Raw genomic sequence first — 21,833 nt, 5'->3', positions numbered from 1 at the left:
CAGACTTTCGATATTACTATTTTGTTAATAAAAGAAGGATATTCATTATACTTATTTATTTGAAATAGTAAAATTTGATTTATAGTTGTTCAACCCTATTTATTTTTTAAATTATTTACTTGTTTCTATTAATTTGTCTAAAAGTTGTGAGTAGCTGATACCTTTGCCTGCAGCACTTTTTGGTATAAGGCTTGTTTCAGTCATACCAGGCAGTGTATTTAATTCCAGCAAATAAATTTCACCAGAATCTGTAATTATATAATCGGCTCTAACATATCCTGTGCAATTATATGAATTCCAGCAAGTTATTGAAATTTCTTTTAATTTTTTTTCAACATCTTCAGGTAAATCTGCGAGAACCTCCTTGGCACCTTTAGTTGTAGAATATTTAGCTTCATAATCAAAAAACTCTTGTTCAGAAGTTATTTTTAATGTAGGATATACTTCACCATCCAATATAAATGATGTATATTCTTCGCCTTTTATATATTTTTCAATCATTACTATATCATCGTATTTTAAAGCTTCTCTCACGGCATTTTCAACATCCTCTTTCTTCTTTATAAAAAAGGTTGCGACACTGGAACCGCCGGAATTAGGCTTTATAAAAACCGGATATCCAATTTTTTCGATTAGATCGTAATCAATCTCATCAATGTTTTTTACAACTGTCCATTCTGCAGTCAAAACACCCGATTGTCTGGCTATGATTTTAGTATAGTTTTTATCCATTAATATACCACTTGTGAGTGGTCTACATCCGCAGTATTTTATATCCATAGCTTCAAGTATAGATTGTATACATCCATCTTCACCAAATTTTCCATGTAAACCTATTAAGGCAATATCTACATCTTTGTCGAGATTGAATACGTCAGTTTTATTATCTATCTGAAAATCCAACACATTATATTTTTTTCTATCTAAATTTTTCACAATTGCTTTTCCCGATTTTAAAGATACTTCTCTCTCGGAAGAAATACCACCATATATTACAGCAACTTTCATATTATACCTCCTAAAAACAGTTAATAATTAGTTATTATAGTATCATTATATACTTAATTTAATCTAATATGCAAGTAATTGAGAATATGTTGTTTTATAAAACTTAACAATAATAAAAATAATAATAAAATTAGTTTGTTTATATATATTGATAGTATTTATAGTCCTAATATTGCCTTAAAATATTAAAATATTACGGAAATGATATTTGTAAAAACTTGTTTTAAATTGAAAAATTTGATAAAATTAAAATAGTGAAAAGTAGGAGGACATTAAAATGAATGTTGAAATAATTTCGGTTGGTACGGAATTGCTTTTAGGAGATATATTAAATACCAATGCGCAATATTTATCAAAAGAATTAGCTTTATTGGGGATAAATGTTTTTAGTCAAATGACTGTTGGTGATAATATTGAAAGACTAAAAAGATGTTTTGAATTTGCTTTTAAAAGAGCTGATGTAATTATTACCACTGGAGGATTAGGGCCTACTACAGATGATATTACAAAAGAAGCAGCTGCCAGTTATTTTGAGCAGGAAATGTTTATAGATGATGAATCATGGGAAAAAATACAAAATAAGTGCATAAAGTTTAGTGGTAATAAGGGAAGTATTCCTCAGAACAATATAAGACAAGCAATGTTTCCTAAAGAAGCCATTATTATACCTAATAACAATGGTACTGCTCCGGGTGCGATATTTGAGAAAAATGGTAAGAAAATAATAGTTATGCCAGGTCCGCCCAGAGAGATGAAAGCCATGTTTGTTGAAAGTATATTACCTATATTAAAAAACGGTTCTGGATACATCATAGACTCTAAATATTTAAGATTCTTTGGAATAGGGGAATCTGCCTTGGAAATAAAATTAATAAATATTTTAGACTCACAAACTAATCCAACTGTTGCATTATATGCCAAAGAAGGAGAAGTTTTGGTCAGAGTTACTGCTATGTGTAATACTCAAATTGAATGTGATAAATTATTAAATGAAAAAATAGCCGAAATTAAAAATATCTGTGGAGAGTATATTTACTTGATTGGTGGAGATGAAATTTCATCGAGTCAAACTGAATTAGATAATGTTGTAGGAAAAATGCTTGTAGAATCAAATTTGAAAATAGCAGTTGCAGAATCATGTACAGGAGGATTGGTTTCATCCTGTTTAATAAATTATCCAGGTATATCAAAGGTTTTTTTAGAAGGCTGTATAGCATATTCTAATGAGGCGAAGGTTGATAGATTATCTGTAAAACTTTCAACATTAAAAAAATATGGTGCAGTTAGCCATGAAACCGCTAAAGAAATGGCTATTGGAATAGCGAAAAACATGAATGCAAATATCGGTGTATCAACTACCGGTATAGCTGGTCCGGGTGGAGGAAGTAATCAAAAACCAGTAGGATTAGTGTATATTGGAATATACATAAATGGAAATGTGTATTCGTTTGAGAAAGTATTTCCTGGTGATAGAAGAAAAATAAGAGAAAGAGCTACTAGAGAAGCATTGAATCTAATTAGACTTCAATTGTTGAAAAGTAGATCTTAGTATGGAGGTTTTATGATAAAACATATTTTTAGTGATTTAGACGGTACACTTTTTAGTGATAGAATCACTGAAAAGGACTTGCAGGCAATTAAAATAGCACAAGATAATGGAATACAGTTTAGTATCGCAACAGGTAGAGTTTATAGCCACTCAGTTTCTATTATAGAAAATACTGATCTTAACGGATATTTAATCTGTGAAAACGGGTCTTATATTTTTGATCCTCAAGGAGATTGCATTTTTAAGGGAACAATGAAGGATGCACAGATTAAAAAATTGATAAACATATATGAATCATTGGATTATATTGATAAAAATAAAGATATTATATACTTCAAATATGCGGGTAAGATAGTTATACCTGTCAAAGTTTTAGAAACGGCTTATCTAGAAAAAGGATACACTGTGGATGAAGAAATTTTAGAAAAAAATACTTATGATGATTTGGTTGGAAATTTAGGTATTATGTCTAATGATAAAAATATTTTAGAGAAGCTCGTTAATGATTATAAATTAAAAGTAGGTCAAGATTTTGATGTATATATTTCCAGTGAAAATACGATGAATATAGTTCCTAAGGGGATTTCAAAATTTGATGCTATTAAACATGTGTGTAGAAAAGAAGGTATATCATTAGATGAAGTCGTCACAATAGGAGATTCACCAAATGATATAAGTATGCTGAAAAATGTGAAAATAAGTTTTGCAATGTCAAATTCAATAGATTGTGTAAAATCTGTAGCCGGTTATGAAACGCCATCTGTTGCTGATGCTGTAAAGATGATAATAGACTTGAATAGTGAACTTGATTAATATTATGGTTAATTGAATGGTTGGTGATAATATGATATATAGTTTTAATTTTAGTAATATATTTGATAAGAAAAATGGTAAAAAACTTGTAATTTTAGGTGTAATTATGTTGGCAATCGGAGTTTATTGTCTTACAAAAAAAAGCGTTGGTATTAAAGTTTTTTCGTGGGGACTTAGTATAATTTTTTTATACGGAGCATGGCTAAGTTTAAAATCTGTTAATGAACTAACTAGGTATGCCAGTAGAATAGAAGTTCGAAATGCTAGATTAAATCTTTTACTATACTTTATTATAGCCTTGTTATTACTGCTTTTCCCTAAATATGTAAATATGTTATTATCTACTGTTTTAGGCGTGTATTTGATATATAAAGAAGTATTAATTTTTTTAGGACATAAAAGATATGGTGTTACAAGATATAGTATTTGGAATGTGCTAAAATTATTTATAGGTGTTTTACTTATAGTATCTCCATTATATTTGAGTAAGTTTTTGGTAAGTATATTGTCAATAATTATAATTATCTTTGGTATTAATTTTATAAAAAACGGTATAAGGTTAATAAATGAAAGAGGATATTAGAATGATGACTGATTTCAAATATAATATCGAAAATAAAAGATACCATACATGGAATTATCATTTAAGAGAAAAATTTGGAAGCAAAGTGTTTAAAGTGTCTATAAATGCAGGTTTTACATGTCCTAATATTGATGGAAGCATTTCTCGTGGAGGATGTATATATTGTAGCAAAGATGGTTCGGGTGACTTTGCAGGGAATCCAAATGATGATTTGATTAGACAATTTGTATTGATAAGAGAAATGATGGAAAAAAAATGGGAAAATGCTAAATATATAGGTTATTTTCAGGCATTTACAAATACATATGCCCCTGTAGAGGTTTTAAAAGAAAAATATGAAACTATATTAAGACAAGATGGTGTAATTGGTCTATCAATATCAACAAGACCAGATTGTATCCCGGATGATGTTTTGGATTATTTGTCTGAACTAAATACTAGAACAAATCTTTGGGTGGAGTTAGGACTTCAAAGTATTCATGATAAAACATCAAAATTAATAAATAGAGGTCATGATTATAAAATTTTTGAAAACTGTGTGAAAAGATTGAGAAAAAAGGGTATAAATGTAGTAGTGCATATTATAAATGGTCTTCCTGGTGAAGATCATAAAATGATGATGGATACTGTAAAAAAAATATCCAGACTTGATATTCAAGGTGTAAAAATACATTTATTACATGTTATAAAAGATACTCCAATGGAAAACATGTTAAATAAGGGGTACTTTAAGCTTCTAGATAAGGAAGAATATGTGAAGATTGTTTGTGATCAACTAGAAATATTGCCACAGGAGATTGTAATTCATAGACTTACAGGAGACGGAAAAAAAGAGAATTTAGTTGGACCACTTTGGAGTCTTAAAAAATGGGAAGTATTAAATGCGATTGATGATGAACTACTGAAACGTGATAGTTGGCAAGGTAAATTTTATGGTATGGAATAGAAGGTGATTAATATATGATGATGAAAACTCATGTTATCATCTCAAACTCAGTATTTGAAAATACAGATAGTAATAAGAAGTTTTTGCTTGATGAAAAAAATTTTACTTATGGAAATGTCAAGCCAGATATGTTTTCAAAATACAAGCTAAAAAAACATTATTTGGAAGAATCATATGATATGATAAGAGATAAGATTGAATATATGAAGAATTTGACTATTGATGATCTTGAAAAATATTTTACTAAAAAAACTTTTTCTCAAGAGATAGGTGTTATTTGTCATTTTTTAGCCGATTTTTTTTGTGTTGCTCATAGTGAACGCTGGGAATTCAAGCATAGTATGTCAATACATATAAAATATGAAAAAAATTTAACTAAAATTGCTAAAGAATATAATATAAAAAATGATAGAATGAATGAAATAAATGATATTGATTCATTGTTTTTTAAATTATATAATGAATATAAATCTAATGGTAATTATGAGAGAAATGATTTGAAGTATTCTACTTATGTGTGTAATACTGTAACAAATTACATTTTAGATAACATAGTACAAAATTCTATATGTATGTGTGCAATATGCTAAGGAGGGAATTATCTCTCCTTATTTTTATATAATTTTAGGCTTAGATTGTAATTTCATAAATTGTAGTTAGGTTTAATTTTAGTTTTATTATATAAACTTATTATAATAGATATTTTATATTTATTATAATTTAGAACTTATGGAGAAAAAAATGGAAATAATTAAAGAATTTTTATATATGGCAAAAGATTACTGGCTATTATCCATAATAATAAGCACAGTAGCAGCATATTTAGAAAGTTTTATACCTATTATGCCCCTAACAGGTATAGTGGCATTAAGTGCAGCTGTAAACGGTTTAGTCATTGGTTTTGTATCAGGATGGATTGGATCTTGTCTTGGAGCAATTTCAGTATTTTTTTTGTTGCAGAAAGTAGTAGGAGATAGATTTTTGGAAAGAATTTCTAGAAAGGTTAAAAAGGAAAATTATGATAAAGTTATGAAAGCAGTAGAAAAAAGGGAATTTGGGGTTATTTTCTTGTATTATATGTTGCCTTTTTTACCTAGCACATTGATGACGGTAATTGCAGGAATATGCGAGATAGACTATAAGGTATTTATACCACCTATGGTTTTTGGCAAATTTATAATGATGTTTGTAGCAAGTTATGTAGGAAGTGATATTTCCGGATTTATCAATAACCCTACAAAATTAGTAGTGCTTCTAGTAGTTATTGCTATTTCATATTTAATTGCATACAAATTTAAATCTAATTTAGAGAAGAAAGATATGAAAAAGGGAGATAAAAATGTCAGATAAAAAATATTATGCCGTAAAAGAAGGAAGAAAAAGAGGAATATTTTTAAATTGGGATGATTGTCAGGAAATGGTAAAAGGATATAAAAATGCAAGCTATAAATCATTCAAAGATCCATATGAAGCTATTGATTTTTTAGTTTCTGATAATCAATATATTGATAAAAATGAACAAAAAAACACAAATTTTGATACTATTGAAGCATATGTAGATGGTAGTTTTAATTCGGAAAATAGCACTTATGGTTCTGGTGTTGTAATTATAAAAAATGGAAAAGTATTAAAAGAAATATCAAAAAATGGTTGTAACTCAGAGATGATTTCTATGAGAAATGTAGCAGGTGAGATAGAAGGTGCAATGTTAGCAATGGCATATTGCTTGGAAAATGGATATAAGCATTTAAAATTATATTATGATTATAGTGGCATAGAAAAATGGTGTACGGGTGAATGGAAAACTAATAAAGAAGGAACTAAAAATTATAAGCAATATTATGATGATATTAAAGATAAGCTTTTTGTAGAATTCTGTAAAGTCAAGGCTCATAGCGGTGTAATATATAATGAAAAAGCAGACGAACTGGCAAAAAAATCTATATTTTGAATAAAAAAATAAAAAAAATATAAATTTATAATTGATATTAGTGTCATAATTTGTTATTATATACATAGGGTGAATATAATTTTTGATTTTTGTTGTTTAAAAATTATGGATTAAAAATAAAAAATGTAAAGTATATAATGATAGTGTGGTGAAAATATGAAAGATTTAATGATAAAAATTAATAGTTTTTTTAATAGAGTACTTAGATATTTCGTATTTTCAACATTGGTTTCATTTGTTGTTTGTTTTGCTATGATAACAATTAATTTATTTATGGGAATCAGGGTTTCATTAGGATTTTACATGCTTATTTTTACTTTGTTTGATTTGGCATTATCAATATTGATATGTGTATATAATAGTCATAAGTTATTTATTCCTATTAATAAGAAACTTATTAAAAAGCTTAATCGTGAAGAGGTTGAAAGAGCAAGAGAAATCAACCGCAGAAAAAGCAAAAGAAGTAATAGTAAAGTTTCATAAATTTGTAATTCTAACGCAACCATTTGGTTGCGTTTTTTATATCCTTCTAAAGTAGGACATTATACATAATAACTTTTCCAATTATAGTTAATCCATCACAATTATCATAATCAAATATAATATCTTCAAAACAAGTTTCAAAACTGTCGGGTCTAAAAATGTATTTCCTATCTTTTTTATTATTAATAAATCTTTTCATACTATAATTGTATTCATAATTAAATACAACTATATCATGATCAGAAAGATTATTTAAACTTATATTTGTAAGAAGGATTATGAAGGAACCATCTGGTATAACTCTGTTCATACTATCTCCATTTACTTTCATAACAATAATATCTTTTCTTCCGGCATACCTTCCTAAAAAAATATCGGGTAATTCAATTTTTTCCAAATATGAATTGGCTTCGATTATATCGGGTATACCAGCGGAAACTGAGTTTTCTACATAAGAATATCTATTAGTACTACAATTGGTATTATCGTTATGGTATTCTATTACATTAGAATTACACATTAACCATTCCGGATTTATATTTAAAGCTTTTGAGATGATTTGAATTTTATCTTGCTTAGGAAGATATTTTCCAGATAGATATGAACTCAAAGAACCCTTATTTATTCCCGTTCTTTTTGATAGTGAATATTGGGTGATTTTTTTCATTTTCATAGCATAGTTAAGTCTAGAAATAAATAATTGTTTATCCATAATAATTCTCCTTTTAAAAATATTATACCATATAGTTTAGAAAACGCAACCCTATTTTATTATTTTATTCTATACTTGTTAGAAATTTTTTATTTTTGTAGTTTTTTGTAATTGTAACAATTATTTTTTCAATTTGATAATCTGTTTATTGCTATATTTGATTCGATTATGATATAATTATTCCGATAGCATTATATTAAATTTAGTTAAAAGGAGAATAAAGATGAGTTTTTTGAAAACTAATGCAAAAATCATCGTACCAGTAGGAATTTTGGTAGGTGTATTGGCAATTGGCTCTGGAGTTTTGGGATATCAAATTAATTCCGATAAAATTGCCAATAATGTAATAGTTGCCGATGTTGATTTGTCAAAATTAACTAAGGAACAAGCGACTATTAAACTTAATAAGAATGAAAAATTTAAAAAAATTATATTGAAACATAGAAAATTAAAATGGGATGTTGATCCGGGTAGTTTAAATTTAAAAATAGACTTTGATAAAACTGTTGAAGATGCATATATGGTAAATAGAAATGGTAGTATTTTTTCTAATATGTACAAAACGATGAAAGCTGATTTTGGTAGTAAAAGTATCATTCCATTGGTTATGACTTATGATAAAGATAAATTAAATAAGAAACTCATTGATATAAAAGCTGAATTAGACAGTCCGGTAAAGAATGCTACAATGGAGTATAAAGATGAAAAAACTGTCGTTGTACCGGATGAACCAGGAAGAACAATGAATGTGTTGGATTCAGCAAAAAAAGTAGATACAAGTCTAAAAAAAGATAAGTTTACAATTGATTTAGCAGTTAAATTAAAAGAAGCGAAATTTAAAGTGGTTGATTTGAAAGGGATAGATAGTTTACTGGCTTCGTATTCTACAAGTTTTGGAGGCATGCAGGGTAGAGATTATAATATAAAGAAGTCTGCAGAAGATTCGGGTGGTATAGTATTAAAACCTGGGGATGAGTTTTCTTTTAATGGATTAACAGGAGATAAAACTATAGCAAATGGATATAAATACGCTCCTGTAATAGAAAGTGGAAAACTTGTTTTAGGTTGTGGTGGTGGAGTATGTCAAACTTCATCTACTATATTTAATACCGCATTATTATCTGGGATGGAAATTACTAATAGAAGAAATCATACAATACCTTCTGATTATGTATCTCTAGGTAGAGATGCTACTGTGTATGATGGAAATCCAGGACAGGATTTCAAATTTAAAAATCCATTTAAAAATAATATTTATTTGAAAAATTTTGTGTATGAAGGAAAAGTTTATTCACAAATATATGGTTCAAAGAAGGATATGCAAAATATTGAAATATCAACTCAGATGTTGGGATCTAGAGGAGCTGGAAGTAAAACAATTCAAGATCCAACTTTACCAGCAGGAAGAAAAGTAATAGAAAAGTACTCCAGACCTGGCTATACAGTTGTTACATACAGAATATATAAAGATAAATCTGGGAAAACTATAAAAACAGAAAAGATAGGAATAAGTTCTTATCCTGCACAGATGGGGATTGTAAGAGTTGGTTCAAAGCCTGCTGCACCTAAACCAAAAGCTGTTCCTTCAACACCAAGAGTTGTTCCACAACAGACACCACCTCCAAGTTCCCAAGCTCAAGGTCAGTAAAGTTTACAAATTGGATAGGAGAAAAAATGAGTCAAGTAAGAGATAGATTTAAAGAACATCCAAGTTTGAGATTTGCAACTATGATTTTAGGTTTATGTATATCAGCAGTTGGAGTAAATGGTTTTTTAAGACAAGCACATTTACTTAGCGGTGGAGTTACCGGGTTTGCTACTGCTATAAATTATGTTACTGGGTTAAATGTTGGTTTAATGACTTTTTTATTAAATATACCAATATTTGCAATAGGATTTATATACTTAAAGAGAGATTTCTGCGTAATGAGTATGATAAATATGATTATGTATTCATTAATTTTAGGTATAACTCAAAACATCGGTCATTTAATTCCAGTAAATGATATATTTTTGCAGACAATTTTTGGAGGTTTTTTGAATGGAATTGGTATAGGTCTCGTATTTAGAGCTAAAGCATCTACAGGTGGTACAGATATAATAGCAGCAATTTTAAAAATAAAAAAAAATATTGAAATAAAAAACACAAATTTTGGTTTGAATGTTGTTGTTGTAATGTTAGGAAGTATAATGTTTGGACTTACATTGGGATTGTATACATTAATCGGTTTTTATGTTAGTTCTCTCGCTCTGGGATTTATTAAAGATGCTATGAATTACCAAAGATCACTTATAATAATATCTGATAATCCGGAGCCTATTGCACAAGATATTATTAGAGAGATGGTAAGAGGCGTAACTTTTATTCATGCTACTGGTGCATATACTGGGCAGGAGAAAAAGATAATATATACTACCGTTTCTTATAGTGAAATTCCTAAAATAAAAGAACTTGCTTTTAAACATGATCCAAGTGCATTTATAACTATAAATGACATAAGTGAAGTGAAAGGTAGAGGTTTTAAGCCTAAAGATTTATAAATTTCTTGGTATGAATATTTATAAAAGATTCAAATTAATATAACTGACAATGCCCTTTGTATTTAAAGGGTGTTTTTCAGTTATCAAGAACTTTATTTACCATGAGTTTACTTTTTATGATATAATATATATTAGAAGTTTTTGTTTCGATATATAAAATGAAATGGAGGGGGAATTAATTTGAGCTTATCAAAAAATTATGTAGAACTGTATAGTAGTTACATTAATGAAATAGATGAAATAAAAAAAAGTTTAAAAATGTTCAAATTAAAGAAAAAAACAGCTCTAAAAAAAGGTATTTTTGCTCCAGAAGAAGAAGTTTTAGAGTTAGAAAAACAAATGATGGGTTTTCCAATTGAGAAAGAAAAAAATGAAGAAGAAATCAAAAAAGAAGAACTATATATAGAGTCACAGAAGGAAGAAATTTCTAAAAATGAAAAACTTGCAGATGTATTTACCTTTTTAGATGACACTGAAGAAGATAAGATGAAAGATGCACTTGAAAATGATATGGTTCAGATATATAAATTTACTAATGGAGATATGTATATTGGTAGATTGATAGATGGAAAAATAACAGGAATAGGTTCCTATATATTTTCACCTGATATAGACGAAGAAGGAAGCATCAATACTGAATATATAGGTCAGTTTATAAACGGCGTAAGAGAAGGAAAGGGCAGTTTTACTTTTTCAAATGGAAATGAATATATAGGTAATTTTGTGACAAATAAGAGTAATGGTATTGGCAGAATGAAGTATAATAATGGTGATGAGTATTTGGGTAACTGGTTAGATGGTAAAAAAGACGGTTTAGGTATATATACTTGGAAAGACGGCTATATCTATATAGGGGAATTTAAAGATAGTCATATGGATGGTGATGGTTCTTGTTTTAATTCGAAGGGTGAGTTAGTATATGATGGTGAATGGAAAAAAGGACAGATTCACGGAATGGGAAGATATATTTGGAATAAGAATAAATGGTATGAAGGCGAATTTCAACAAGGACAGAAACATGGATTAGGGATATTTTATTTAAATGATGAGCCTATTTATAATGGAACTTGGAAGTACGATAAACCTTCAATTTTTGATAAATCCTTTGAAGATGTATTTGCTAATTTTATTTAATTTTTTATCGTTATAGTAATTGTGATTGATGGATATTTTTAATAATAAATTTAAAATCTATGATATTTAGAATTAAATATCATAGATTTATTTAATTTTATAAAAAATTATTTAGTTTTTATTTATAAAATATATTAAATTGATGTTAATGGATTAAAATACAAAAAAATTACAAATAGTATAAAAAAAATTTTGAAAAAAAAAGGGAATATGGCTTTTTTGTCGAAAATAATATATTGTACACTTGAAATATATTATAAAATTTATTATAATAGAACACTGGCGGTATGAGGAATGATGTTATGAATGATTTAAAAGATATAATTGAAGAAATAAAATCTAGAAATGATATTGCAGATGTAATATCAAACTATATTCAATTAAAACCTTCAGGTTCTAATTACAAAGGGCTTTGTCCCTTTCATGGCGAAAAAACCCCATCTTTTCATGTAAATACATCTAAACAAATTTTTAAATGTTTTGGTTGTGGAGAAGGGGGAGATGTAGTTTCTTTTATTATGAAAATAGAGAATCTTGATTTTATGGATTCCGTAAAATTTTTAGCAGAAAAAAGCGGAGTAGAAATTAATAAAAAAATTGATCAAAAAACCAAATTAAAACTAGAAAAAATTAAAAAATTACAGGAAATTAATGTGGAAGCTGCGAGATTTTTCTATTATTGCCTAGTAGAGATGAATGGTAATCCAGGTATATCATACTTAAGAAAAAGAGGTCTTGATGAAAAGACAATAAAAAATTTTGGATTAGGATATGCACCTGATTCATGGGACTCACTAAAAAATTATATGATTAAAAAGGGGTACAAAATTGAGGATTTAGTAGAATGTGGTTTGATAAATCATAAAAAAGAAAAGAATATTTTTTATGATAAATACAGGAATAGAGTAATATTTCCTATATTTGATTATAAGTCTAATATTATAGGATTTGGAGGAAGAGTTCTTGACGACTCACTTCCAAAATATTTGAATTCACCTGAAAGTGACGTGTTTAATAAAAGGCTTAATTTATACGGTTTAAATTTTTCTAGAAAGTTTATCGGAAATAAAAGGGAATTGATTTTAGTAGAGGGATATATGGATTTAATATCACTATATCAATTTGGAATAAAGAATGTGGTGGCAACGCTAGGTACTGCTTTAACGGAAAGTCAAGCTGATTTAATTAAAAAGTTTGCTGATAGTATTGTGATTTCTTATGATTCTGATTCAGCAGGTATAAATGCGGCATTAAGAGCTATCCATATATTAGAAAATAGTGGAATAAAGGTAAGGGTTTTAGATTTAGGAGAATATAAAGATCCAGATGAATTTATACGTTCAAAGGGATTGTCAGAAATGTTAAATATAATAGAAAATTCATCTGATTCAATAAAATTTAAAATAGATATATTATTTAAAAACTACAATAAAAACGATAGAAAAGATATTATGCTATTTTTGAAAGAAGCAGTAAAAATTGTTAGAAGGATTAAAAGTCCTATTGAATTAAATTATTATATTGATTATCTTGCATCAATTACAAATACAAATCAGGAAATAATAAAAAATGAAATATTTGGAAATAACCTAACTAGTGCTAAAACAATTTATAGAAACAAATTTAATGGCAAAAAATCAAATATCAAAACAGAAAAAAATATTAATGAGCATGATGAAATGACAACTAAAATAATAAAACAGATTGAGGATGGTGAAATTAATATAGAAAGAAATTTGATAAAGGCTATGTTACTTAGTGATACTGCAAGAGAAATAATACCTTTAAAAGTCGAAATTGATCATTTAAGTGATGAAAACAGCAAAAAAATCTATTCTGAGGTTTTAACAACTGAAAATAAGGGCATTATTAATACTAATGAGTTAAATAATTTAGGTATAGATTTAAATTATATGGCAAAATTGGATTCAGTAAATTTGTCTAACATAAATCTTGATAATTTAGGAGAAATTGAGAAAATAACTAATAAATTTTTAAAATCTAGAATTAGTGGCAATTTAGAGGAATTATCAAAGAAGTTGAAGATATTGGAAAATAGATATAAGACAATGGATAAAACTAATCCAGAAGCAGAAGAGGTAAATAAGGAAATTATGAAAATAACTTTGGAAATTGTAGAAGAAAATAAAAAAATAAAATCATTGTAGGGAGGAGGTTTAGTATGGCTGAAAATGAAAACAAGATTGTTATTAATAAAATAGCACAAAAGAAGCTTTTTGAAAAAGGTAGAAAAGAAGGGTCTGTAACTCTAATGGATATAATGGAAGCTTTTCAAGGAAATGAGTTAGATAAAGACGTAACAGAAAATTTATATGAAACTTTAGGTAATCTTGGTATAGAGGTCATTGATGATAAAGAAGTCAAAGCCGATATAGCTTTAACTGAACCGGATGATTTGGACATAAAATCTATTGATGAGGAAAATATAGATAAAGAAGATGATGTCAATCAAAATGAAACCACTGAAATTCCAATTCCAAAGGGGATAAGTGTAGATGATCCTGTCAGAATGTATCTAAAAGAAATAGGAAAAATACCACTTTTAAAAGCAACAGAAGAAGTAGAATATGCAAAAAGAATGACAGAAGGCGATGAGTACGCAAAAGATAAGCTGGTAGAGGCAAACTTACGTTTAGTTGTAAGTATTGCAAAAAGATATGTTGGTAGAGGGATGCTTTTTCTAGATTTAATTCAAGAAGGAAACTTAGGTCTTATTAAAGCAGTTGAAAAATTCGACTATAAGAAAGGATATAAATTTTCAACATATGCAACATGGTGGATAAGACAGGCGATTACCAGAGCCATTGCAGATCAAGCCAGAACTATAAGAATACCTGTTCATATGGTTGAAACGATAAATAAATTAATAAGGGTTTCAAGGCAATTGCTTCAACAATTGGGGAGAGATCCTAAACCCGAAGAAATCGCCAAAGAAATGAATATGTCAGAAGAAAAAGTGAGAGAAATAATGAAGATAGCACAAGATCCGGTTTCTCTTGAAACTCCAATTGGAGAAGAAGAAGATAGTCATTTGGGTGATTTTATACCTGATGAAGATGCTCCGGCACCTGCTGAAGCAGCTGCTTATTCACTTTTGAAAGAACAGATAGAAGAAGTTTTAGGTACTTTGAATGAAAGGGAGCAAAAAGTCTTAAAACTTAGATTTGGATTAGAGGATGGAAGAGCTAGAACTCTGGAAGAAGTAGGAAAAGAGTTTGAAGTTACTAGAGAAAGAATAAGACAGATTGAAGCTAAAGCTCTTAGAAAGTTAAGACACCCAAGTAGATCAAAAAAACTTCGAGACTATCTTGATTAGATTATTTATATTGTGAAGATTTACAAGGAAATTTTAGTAGATAATCTTTAGGTATATATTTGATATTTTATATTAAGTATATACCTATTATTTTTATAAGTGAAAGGAGAGAAACTAAGTTTGAAATTGACAGCCAGATTGGAAAAAATAGCTACTTTAGTGACAGAAGGAGCTTTTTTAGCGGATATAGGTACTGATCACGGATATATTCCGATATATCTGTTAAATAAAGGGGTAATCGATAGAGCGGTTCTTTCAGATATAAATAAGGGACCTCTTGACAACGCCAGAAGTGAAATCAAAAAGAACAATTTGGAAAAAATGGCTGATTTAAGATTAGGTTCAGGTCTTGAAATTCTTGATTGTAATGAAGTTGATGAAGTAATTATAGCCGGGATGGGAGGTATATTAATATCTGAAATTATTAAAAAGGACTTAGAAATTTGTAAAATGCTTAATAAAATGATACTTCAACCCATGCAAGCTCCGGAAGAACTACGTTTTTTCCTAATAGAAAACGGTTTTGAAATTATGGATGAACATTTAGTTAATGAGGATTTTAGAATATATGAAATTATAGAGTGTAAATATAATCCGAAATTTTATGAAAGAAAAATTGATATGAAGGATTATAAAGAGAACTTATATTTTGAAATTCCACAAAAATTAATAGATAAAAAAGAAGATTTACTTGTTGAACTTATAAATAGGAAATTAAAAGAATGTGAATCGATATTAAAAAAGTTATCAGAAGTTGAAAAGCATCTTGTATCAAAACGTATTGATGAAATTAATACACGTCGTCATAAATTAAAAAGAATGTTAGTTATGATACAAAAGGAGAATAGATATGAAACTACAAAAAATAATCGATATTGTAAAAAATAAGTACCCGGAATATCTACAATATTCATGGGATAATTCCGGTTTAAACATTGGGAATCAGGATAACGATATAAAAAAAATTATGACTACCTTGGAGGTAACTCAAGAAACAGTTGATGAAGCTATTGAAAAAAATGTAGATTTAATAATATCACATCATCCATTTTTATTTTCTAAGATAAATAAAATAACGAAAAATGATATCAAAGGTAATTTAATATACAAACTCATAAAAAATGATATTTCCGTTTACTGCATGCATACAAATTTTGATGTAGCATTAGATGGTTTAAACGATTATTTTCTTAAAATTATTGAAATAGAAAATAAAGGTATATTAGATGTTATAGGAAAAGAAGAATCGTATTTAAATGGAGCAGAGTATGGTTTGGGTAGGATTGGCATATTAAATCAAAAAATGAGTGCGGAGGATTTAGTCAATATCATTAAAAATAAATTAAATGTGTCAAAAGTAAGGTTTATAGGCGATCTTGAAAAAGATGTCAAAAATATAGCTGTAGTTACTGGAGCAGGAGCCGAATATTTTAAAATGACAAAAGAAATGAATATAGATATATTAATTACAGGTGATATGAAGTACCATCAAGCAATGGATGCTCTGGAAATAGGAGCCTGTGTTATGGATCTTGGGCATTTTGAAACTGAGTATATATTTGCAGACTCTATTATGGAATTTTTGAAAAAAAATATCGATAATGTAGAAGTAATAAAAACAAATAATTTAATAAACCCTTTTACAATTATTTAATACATACGCAAAATAATAAAATATTAAAAAACTGTTGACAGTATATAATTTTTATAATATTATGTATTCATAGCAAATATATATTGATATTTTATAGTAATCCTGTGATGAGAAGGAGTAGCTTAATTATTTTTTTTATAGAGAGTCGATGATGGTGGAATATCGATAATAGATACTAAGTGAATGGATCTTTGAGGAGTGAATCGAAATTATTGCTAAAGTAGACTTCACCGTGGGCTGCACGTTATAGCGGATAGGGAATCATGTGTTCCTGAAAATGAGATGTACAACTTTAGTTGTATAATTTAGGTGGCAACGCGGAATTTATACTTCGCCCTATATATAGGGGCGGAGTTTTTTTTATAAAAAGTTATACCCCTTTGCCCGAAAAACTATATTTTACTCATAATTAAAAGGAAGTGCTATTAAAATATTACAGTAGAAATTATATGGAGGTAGTAAAAATGAAGAATTCTAAAACAAAAAAAATGATTTTAAATGCAATATTATTGGGAATAGGAGTATTATTACACCAGATATTTCCCGCAATAGGAGCTGGTATAACTCCAGATCTAACATTGGTTATGTTGTTTTGTATTATGATACTTAATCGTGAAGATTACAAAATGTGTTTAATTGCCGGCATAGCTACAGGTATTTTTACTGCACTTACAACTAAACTTCCTGGTGGTCAGGCTCCTAATTTTATAGATAAAATAGTTACTGTAAATGTGATGTTTATATTTATGAAGGCTTTGTATATAAGTCCTATGATTAATAAACTTGGAAGTAAGGGGAATTTAATAGTTGTATCAATAATGACATTATTTGGAACATTGGTGAGTGGTTTTGTATTTCTATATTTTGCATCTCTAATGGCAGGATTACCAGCCGGAATTTTTAAACTGTTTTTAGCAGTTGTGGTTCCATCAACTGTAATAAATATAGTTGCAGCTCTAATTTTATTTAAAATTATTTCTTTATCACTAAAAAGAACTAACTATCAGATAAGTTAATTAGTAATAAGTAATTTATAAATTTAATTTGAGATTATAATATAGTTGCTAATGTTTAGAATTTTGGTTTTTGGTATATTAATTGTTTCATGTTAAAAGAAATAATTAATAAACTAAAAAATGATATAGAAAATAGAGATGATTTAAAAGTTAGAATATTTTTTATAATCAAACTAAAAACTATTAAAAAATGAATAGTTCTAGAGTGATAAGTCTAAAAACTTTTGAGTCATCTCTATTTTATTAAATTATTATTTTATAATTTAATGTCCAATTAAGAAACTATTATTAAACATCTTTTTAAATGGACTACCAATTTTGTTAACCTTATCTTTAATCAATATAGAAAATATTACAATGCATACCATAAAAATTGAAAGAGCAATTAAATCTTTTAATAAATTCGGTAAATATATTCCGCCAATAGTTTCACGGCAAGCTTCGATACCATATGTAAAAGGTATAATAGCGTTAATAGCCCTGAAGAAACTAGGGGTCATCTGAATAGGGAAAGTACCTCCAGATCCTCCAATTTGTATTACAAGCAAAAATATTCCTACACCCTTACCCACGGTGCCAAATAGTGAAACTAGCGAATATACTATACTTACAAACACTATACTACAATAGATTAATATAATTGTGAACATAAAAGGATGCTTAGCTGTAACACCTAATATAAAGAAATTTCCCAATGCTATCACTATAGATTGTAATATAGCTAAAGTAGAAAATAATAACATTCTACCAAAATATTTGTCAACTGCTTTATAATCACCCGATACTGTAGTCGATAAAATAGAAATTAATATCAAACATCCAACCCAAGCTGCAAGTACGCTATAAAAAGGAGTCATAGCTGAACCATAATTTTCAATTTTATATATTTTTTTTTCATTCAATTCTATAGGGTCTTTTAGGAATTCAACTCTATCTAGTATATTAGATTTTATCACTTTATTAAAGTCCTTATAATCCTGATTATCCTGTATTTTCTCAATAGAAACAATAGCATCTTCAATTTGAGATTTTAAAGTGTCAATTGAGCTAGAGGTAACATTTGTAGCTGATTTAAATCCCGTATTTATGGTTGTAGCATTGTTTAGCAAACTATTTATAGTAGGGTAAATATTGTCATTAGTTGAGATTATCCTGTTTAAATCATCAGATATTTTCAATCCGTTATTTGTAATTTTATCAATAGGTATTCTTATTTTTTCATCGAAACCGATTAAGACATCTATAGTTTTTCTATTTAATCCATCTGCTAAAGAAGATATTCTACTCATGGTTGAAGTAGATAAATTATTTCCGGATTCTACAAGTGTGATTGAGTCGGATAATAGCCTATCTAAATCTTTCATCATACCGAGGTAATCATTTAAATCTGATATGCCGGCATTAAGTAGATGAGAATTTATACCATTGATTTTATTTAGGATTCCTATGAGACTCTCGGTTATTGCTATTGCCGATGAATTTTTAGATTTCATCCTAATGAGTATATTTTTAGCATCTTCTCCTACAATACCAGCATTATTTAAAGTGTTGGCTAAATCAGAGTTTTGTCCTACTATTGTACCTACACTTTCTAAGTCTTTTCTTAGGTTCGGACTCAGATTTCTAAATGAATTATTGGCATTCCTGATTGATGACTGGAGCTCTTTTGCCATATTCTTAGAGTTATCAATAGTTCTCTTAATTTCAGGTAAATTTTTTTTATTACTATCTAACAGTTTTTGTATCTCATCCATGCTTTTGCCACCAGTATTTGCGAGATTTTTTACATTATTCAATTGAATATCTATTTTTTTAAGTGTTTTTTTCATGGTTTCCAATTTTGGATTAACATCACCTATAGAATTTGAAATACCGCCAAGTGCTGAAAGAGAAACATTACTTATTGTTTCTATCAAAGTTTTACTTATTTTTGATTCAATCGTACTCGCACCTTTGTCAGTTATTTTTGGAGCTATTGCATTTATTTTTTCATTAACAGTGTAGTTAATTGTAGCTTTTTTTACATCTTCTTTAGTAAATGAAACCATATTTTCTGAAAAATTGGAAGGAATTTCAATTACAGCATAATATTTACCACTTTCTAATCCTTTTTTTGCATTTGATAAACTGACAAAATTCCAATCTAACAGAGGATTTTCTTTTAGATTTTCAACGACCTTTTCTCCTAAATCAATATGTTGATTTTTTATTTCCGTTCCTTTATCCTGATTTACAACCGCAACTTTTAAATACTTTGTACTTCCATATGGATCCCAGAATGCCTTTATATTAAACCAGGCATATAAAGAGGGAACTATTGTTAGACCAATAATTACAATCAAAAGAACTTTATTCTTTTTGATTTCTTTTAAATCTTTTTTATATATTGAAAAAACATTCCTTAAATTGGGGATATACCATAAATTTCGATTTTTTTTATTATTTTTCATTTAAACCACCTTTATATTTATTAATATCAAGTATTTTTATTAAATATATTTATTAAGTTAATATAAAATAAAATAATGAATTAGAATATTTTATATTAATACTAATTTTTAATAACATTAGGAATAACTAAAATTATAATACAGAGACGGAATATTGTAAAGTATAAATTAGATTACATATTATTAATAATTAGAATATTATTGCATGATTAATCAATATATTAAATATATTTTGAATAATCAATTTTAAAAATAATTTAATATAAATGAAAGAATAAATCTAAAAAGCTTTGTATAATGATTCTATTATTATTCTATGCAACAATCAAAAAGTATGTTAAAGTTAAAATATGTAATAAGGCACAAAAATAAATATGAATATATGTAAAAAGGAGTGAAGAAAATGTATAATTTTAAATATGAAGTTGGAACAAAGATTTTTTTTGGTAGGAATCAAATAGTTAATATTGGAAAAGAAATAAAAATGTATTCAGATAAGGTATTAATAGTATACGGTGGAGGTAGTATCAAAAAAAATGGAATATTTGATGCAACAATAGAGCAGTTGAGGATTAATAATATAGAATACTTTGAATTAGGTGGAGTAGATCCAAATCCAAGGATAGAATCAGTTAGAGAAGGAGCTAAAATATGTAAAGAAAAAGGAATAAATGCTATTTTAGCAGTTGGAGGAGGTAGTTCTATAGATTGTGCAAAGGCAATTTCTGCTGCAACAAAATATGATGGTGATGCTTGGGATATAGTTATAAATAAAAAACTTATAAAAAATGCTATTCCCGTATTTTCAATACTAACATTAGCAGCAACGGGTTCAGAGATGAATGGAAATTCGGTTATTTCCGATTATAAAAATAATTTAAAACTAGGAACAAGATCTCCATTATTGATACCTAAAGCTTCCATTTTGGATCCGGAATATACCTATTCAGTACCACATAAACATACGGCAGCCGGTACTGCTGATATAATTAGCCATACTTTTGAGAATTATTTTACAAGTGAAGAAGGTGGTTATCTTCAGGCTAGAATGGCAGAAGCTATTTTAAAAACCTGTTTTCATTATGGTCCTATAGCATGTAGAGAACCGGAAAATTATGAAGCAAGAGCCAATTTAATGTGGGCTTCCAGCTGGGCAATTAATGGCTTGATATCTGATGGTGTTGCAAATAATTGGTCGGTTCATCCTATGGAACATGAATTAAGTGCGTTTTATGATGTTACACATGGAGAGGGGTTAGCAATTTTAACACCGGCTTGGATGAGATATGTATTAAATGATAAAACTGTTAATAAATTTGTAGAATATGGTACTAATGTTTGGGGAATTGATTCGTCACTTGATAAATTTGATATTGCAAATACTGCAATTGATATGACACAAGAATTTTTTACAAAAGAGTTAGGTATACCTTCAAGTCTCTCTGAATTAAGGATTGATAATAAATATTTTGATAAAATGGCCACACAAGCCGTTAGAGGTGAAACTATAAAAGGATTTATAGAATTAACGGCAGAAGATGTTAGAAAGATTTATGAAAGTTGCCTACTATAATTAAAAATGTTTCAAATAAAAGGATAATCTATAAAATTTTATAAAATTTAAATAATAAATATTTTCCTGAAAAAGTATTGCAT

20 protein-coding genes and 1 other annotated feature are annotated in these 21,833 nt (G+C 27.9%); of the genes, 17 read left to right on the top strand and 3 right to left on the bottom strand.

Going from position 1 to position 21,833, the window contains the following annotated elements:
• Positions 1-111: 111 nt before the first annotated feature.
• Positions 112-1,008: a D-alanine--D-alanine ligase gene (locus HLB29_RS03635; protein ID WP_185623800.1), complete on the bottom strand. Its 897-nt coding sequence runs from the start codon at positions 1,006-1,008 to the stop codon at positions 112-114.
• 277 nt (positions 1,009-1,285) lie between these two features.
• Between HLB29_RS03635 and HLB29_RS03630 the strand changes: the two genes are divergently transcribed.
• The 8 genes from HLB29_RS03630 (at position 1,286) to HLB29_RS03595 (ending at position 7,333) form a co-directional block, all read left to right on the top strand.
• Positions 1,286-2,557: a competence/damage-inducible protein A gene (locus tag HLB29_RS03630; protein WP_185623799.1), complete on the top strand. Its 1,272-nt coding sequence runs from the start codon at positions 1,286-1,288 to the stop codon at positions 2,555-2,557.
• A 12-nt stretch (positions 2,558-2,569) separates the two neighbouring features.
• Complete coding sequence (locus tag HLB29_RS03625; RefSeq protein ID WP_185623798.1) at positions 2,570-3,370, top strand: HAD family hydrolase; 801 nt, start codon at positions 2,570-2,572, stop codon at positions 3,368-3,370.
• A 31-nt stretch (positions 3,371-3,401) separates the two neighbouring features.
• The gene (locus tag HLB29_RS03620) at positions 3,402-3,953 is read left to right on the top strand and encodes a DUF308 domain-containing protein (RefSeq protein WP_243155077.1); all 552 of its coding nucleotides are present in this window, start codon (positions 3,402-3,404) and stop codon (positions 3,951-3,953) included.
• Between the two features lie 4 nt (positions 3,954-3,957).
• Positions 3,958-4,899 carry a tRNA modification radical SAM protein MnmL/YtqA gene (mnmL, locus tag HLB29_RS03615; RefSeq protein WP_185624121.1) on the top strand — a complete coding sequence of 314 codons (942 nt, stop codon included), beginning with the start codon at positions 3,958-3,960 and terminating at the stop codon, positions 4,897-4,899.
• A gap of 14 nt (positions 4,900-4,913) precedes the next feature.
• A complete protein-coding gene (locus HLB29_RS03610; RefSeq protein WP_185623796.1) occupies positions 4,914-5,489 on the top strand; it encodes a zinc dependent phospholipase C family protein in 576 nt (191 codons plus the stop codon).
• A 151-nt stretch (positions 5,490-5,640) separates the two neighbouring features.
• Positions 5,641-6,249 carry a TVP38/TMEM64 family protein gene (locus tag HLB29_RS03605; protein WP_185623795.1) on the top strand — a complete coding sequence of 203 codons (609 nt, stop codon included), beginning with the start codon at positions 5,641-5,643 and terminating at the stop codon, positions 6,247-6,249.
• Entirely contained in the window at positions 6,239-6,850 is a 612-nt protein-coding gene (locus HLB29_RS03600; RefSeq protein ID WP_185623794.1) for a ribonuclease H1 domain-containing protein, read from the top strand. Before HLB29_RS03605 ends, HLB29_RS03600 begins: the two co-directional genes overlap by 11 nt.
• Positions 6,851-7,006: 156 nt before the next feature.
• A complete protein-coding gene (locus HLB29_RS03595) occupies positions 7,007-7,333 on the top strand; it encodes a hypothetical protein (protein WP_185623793.1) in 327 nt (108 codons plus the stop codon).
• A gap of 46 nt (positions 7,334-7,379) precedes the next feature.
• Here the strand turns inward: HLB29_RS03595 and HLB29_RS03590 are convergent, their stop codons facing one another.
• The gene (locus tag HLB29_RS03590) at positions 7,380-8,045 is read right to left on the bottom strand and encodes a LexA family transcriptional regulator (protein WP_185623792.1); all 666 of its coding nucleotides are present in this window, start codon (positions 8,043-8,045) and stop codon (positions 7,380-7,382) included.
• Between the two features lie 223 nt (positions 8,046-8,268).
• On the opposite strand from HLB29_RS03590, the gene HLB29_RS03585 reads away from it, so the two are divergent.
• From HLB29_RS03585 to HLB29_RS03550, 8 genes are all read left to right on the top strand, one after another.
• Positions 8,269-9,693 (top strand): VanW family protein, encoded by a 1,425-nt coding sequence (locus HLB29_RS03585; protein WP_185623791.1) that lies wholly within the window; start codon positions 8,269-8,271, stop codon positions 9,691-9,693.
• A 26-nt stretch (positions 9,694-9,719) separates the two neighbouring features.
• On the top strand, positions 9,720-10,586 hold the full coding sequence (locus tag HLB29_RS03580; protein ID WP_185623790.1) for a YitT family protein: 867 nt from the start codon (positions 9,720-9,722) through the stop codon (positions 10,584-10,586).
• Positions 10,587-10,766: 180 nt separating this feature from the next.
• A complete protein-coding gene (locus HLB29_RS03575; RefSeq protein ID WP_185623789.1) occupies positions 10,767-11,720 on the top strand; it encodes an MORN repeat-containing protein in 954 nt (317 codons plus the stop codon).
• 302 nt (positions 11,721-12,022) lie between these two features.
• On the top strand, positions 12,023-13,888 hold the full coding sequence (gene dnaG / locus HLB29_RS03570) for a DNA primase (RefSeq protein WP_185623788.1): 1,866 nt from the start codon (positions 12,023-12,025) through the stop codon (positions 13,886-13,888).
• Positions 13,889-13,902: 14 nt separating this feature from the next.
• Entirely contained in the window at positions 13,903-15,057 is a 1,155-nt protein-coding gene (gene rpoD, locus HLB29_RS03565) for an RNA polymerase sigma factor RpoD (RefSeq protein ID WP_185623787.1), read from the top strand.
• 120 nt (positions 15,058-15,177) lie between these two features.
• Positions 15,178-15,945 (top strand): tRNA (adenine(22)-N(1))-methyltransferase, encoded by a 768-nt coding sequence (locus tag HLB29_RS03560; RefSeq protein WP_185623786.1) that lies wholly within the window; start codon positions 15,178-15,180, stop codon positions 15,943-15,945.
• A complete protein-coding gene (locus HLB29_RS03555; RefSeq protein WP_185623785.1) occupies positions 15,908-16,711 on the top strand; it encodes a Nif3-like dinuclear metal center hexameric protein in 804 nt (267 codons plus the stop codon). Before HLB29_RS03560 ends, HLB29_RS03555 begins: the two co-directional genes overlap by 38 nt.
• A 95-nt stretch (positions 16,712-16,806) precedes the next feature.
• Positions 16,807-17,053, top strand: a binding site (T-box leader).
• 122 nt (positions 17,054-17,175) lie between these two features.
• Entirely contained in the window at positions 17,176-17,727 is a 552-nt protein-coding gene (locus tag HLB29_RS03550; RefSeq protein WP_185623784.1) for a tryptophan transporter, read from the top strand.
• 263 nt (positions 17,728-17,990) lie between these two features.
• Here the strand turns inward: HLB29_RS03550 and HLB29_RS03545 are convergent, their stop codons facing one another.
• Positions 17,991-20,177 (bottom strand): YhgE/Pip domain-containing protein, encoded by a 2,187-nt coding sequence (locus tag HLB29_RS03545; RefSeq protein ID WP_185623783.1) that lies wholly within the window; start codon positions 20,175-20,177, stop codon positions 17,991-17,993.
• Positions 20,178-20,580: 403 nt separating this feature from the next.
• Between HLB29_RS03545 and HLB29_RS03540 the strand changes: the two genes are divergently transcribed.
• Entirely contained in the window at positions 20,581-21,750 is a 1,170-nt protein-coding gene (locus tag HLB29_RS03540) for an iron-containing alcohol dehydrogenase (protein WP_185623782.1), read from the top strand.
• Positions 21,751-21,833 lie beyond the last annotated feature (83 nt).

Origin of the sequence: Peptostreptococcus canis (genome assembly GCF_014229965.1) — a bacterium.
Classification (GTDB): domain Bacteria; phylum Bacillota; class Clostridia; order Peptostreptococcales; family Peptostreptococcaceae; genus Peptostreptococcus; species Peptostreptococcus canis.
The sequence above is the reverse complement of the archived record's forward strand: the minus strand, read 5'-3'. Positions and strand labels throughout refer to the sequence as shown.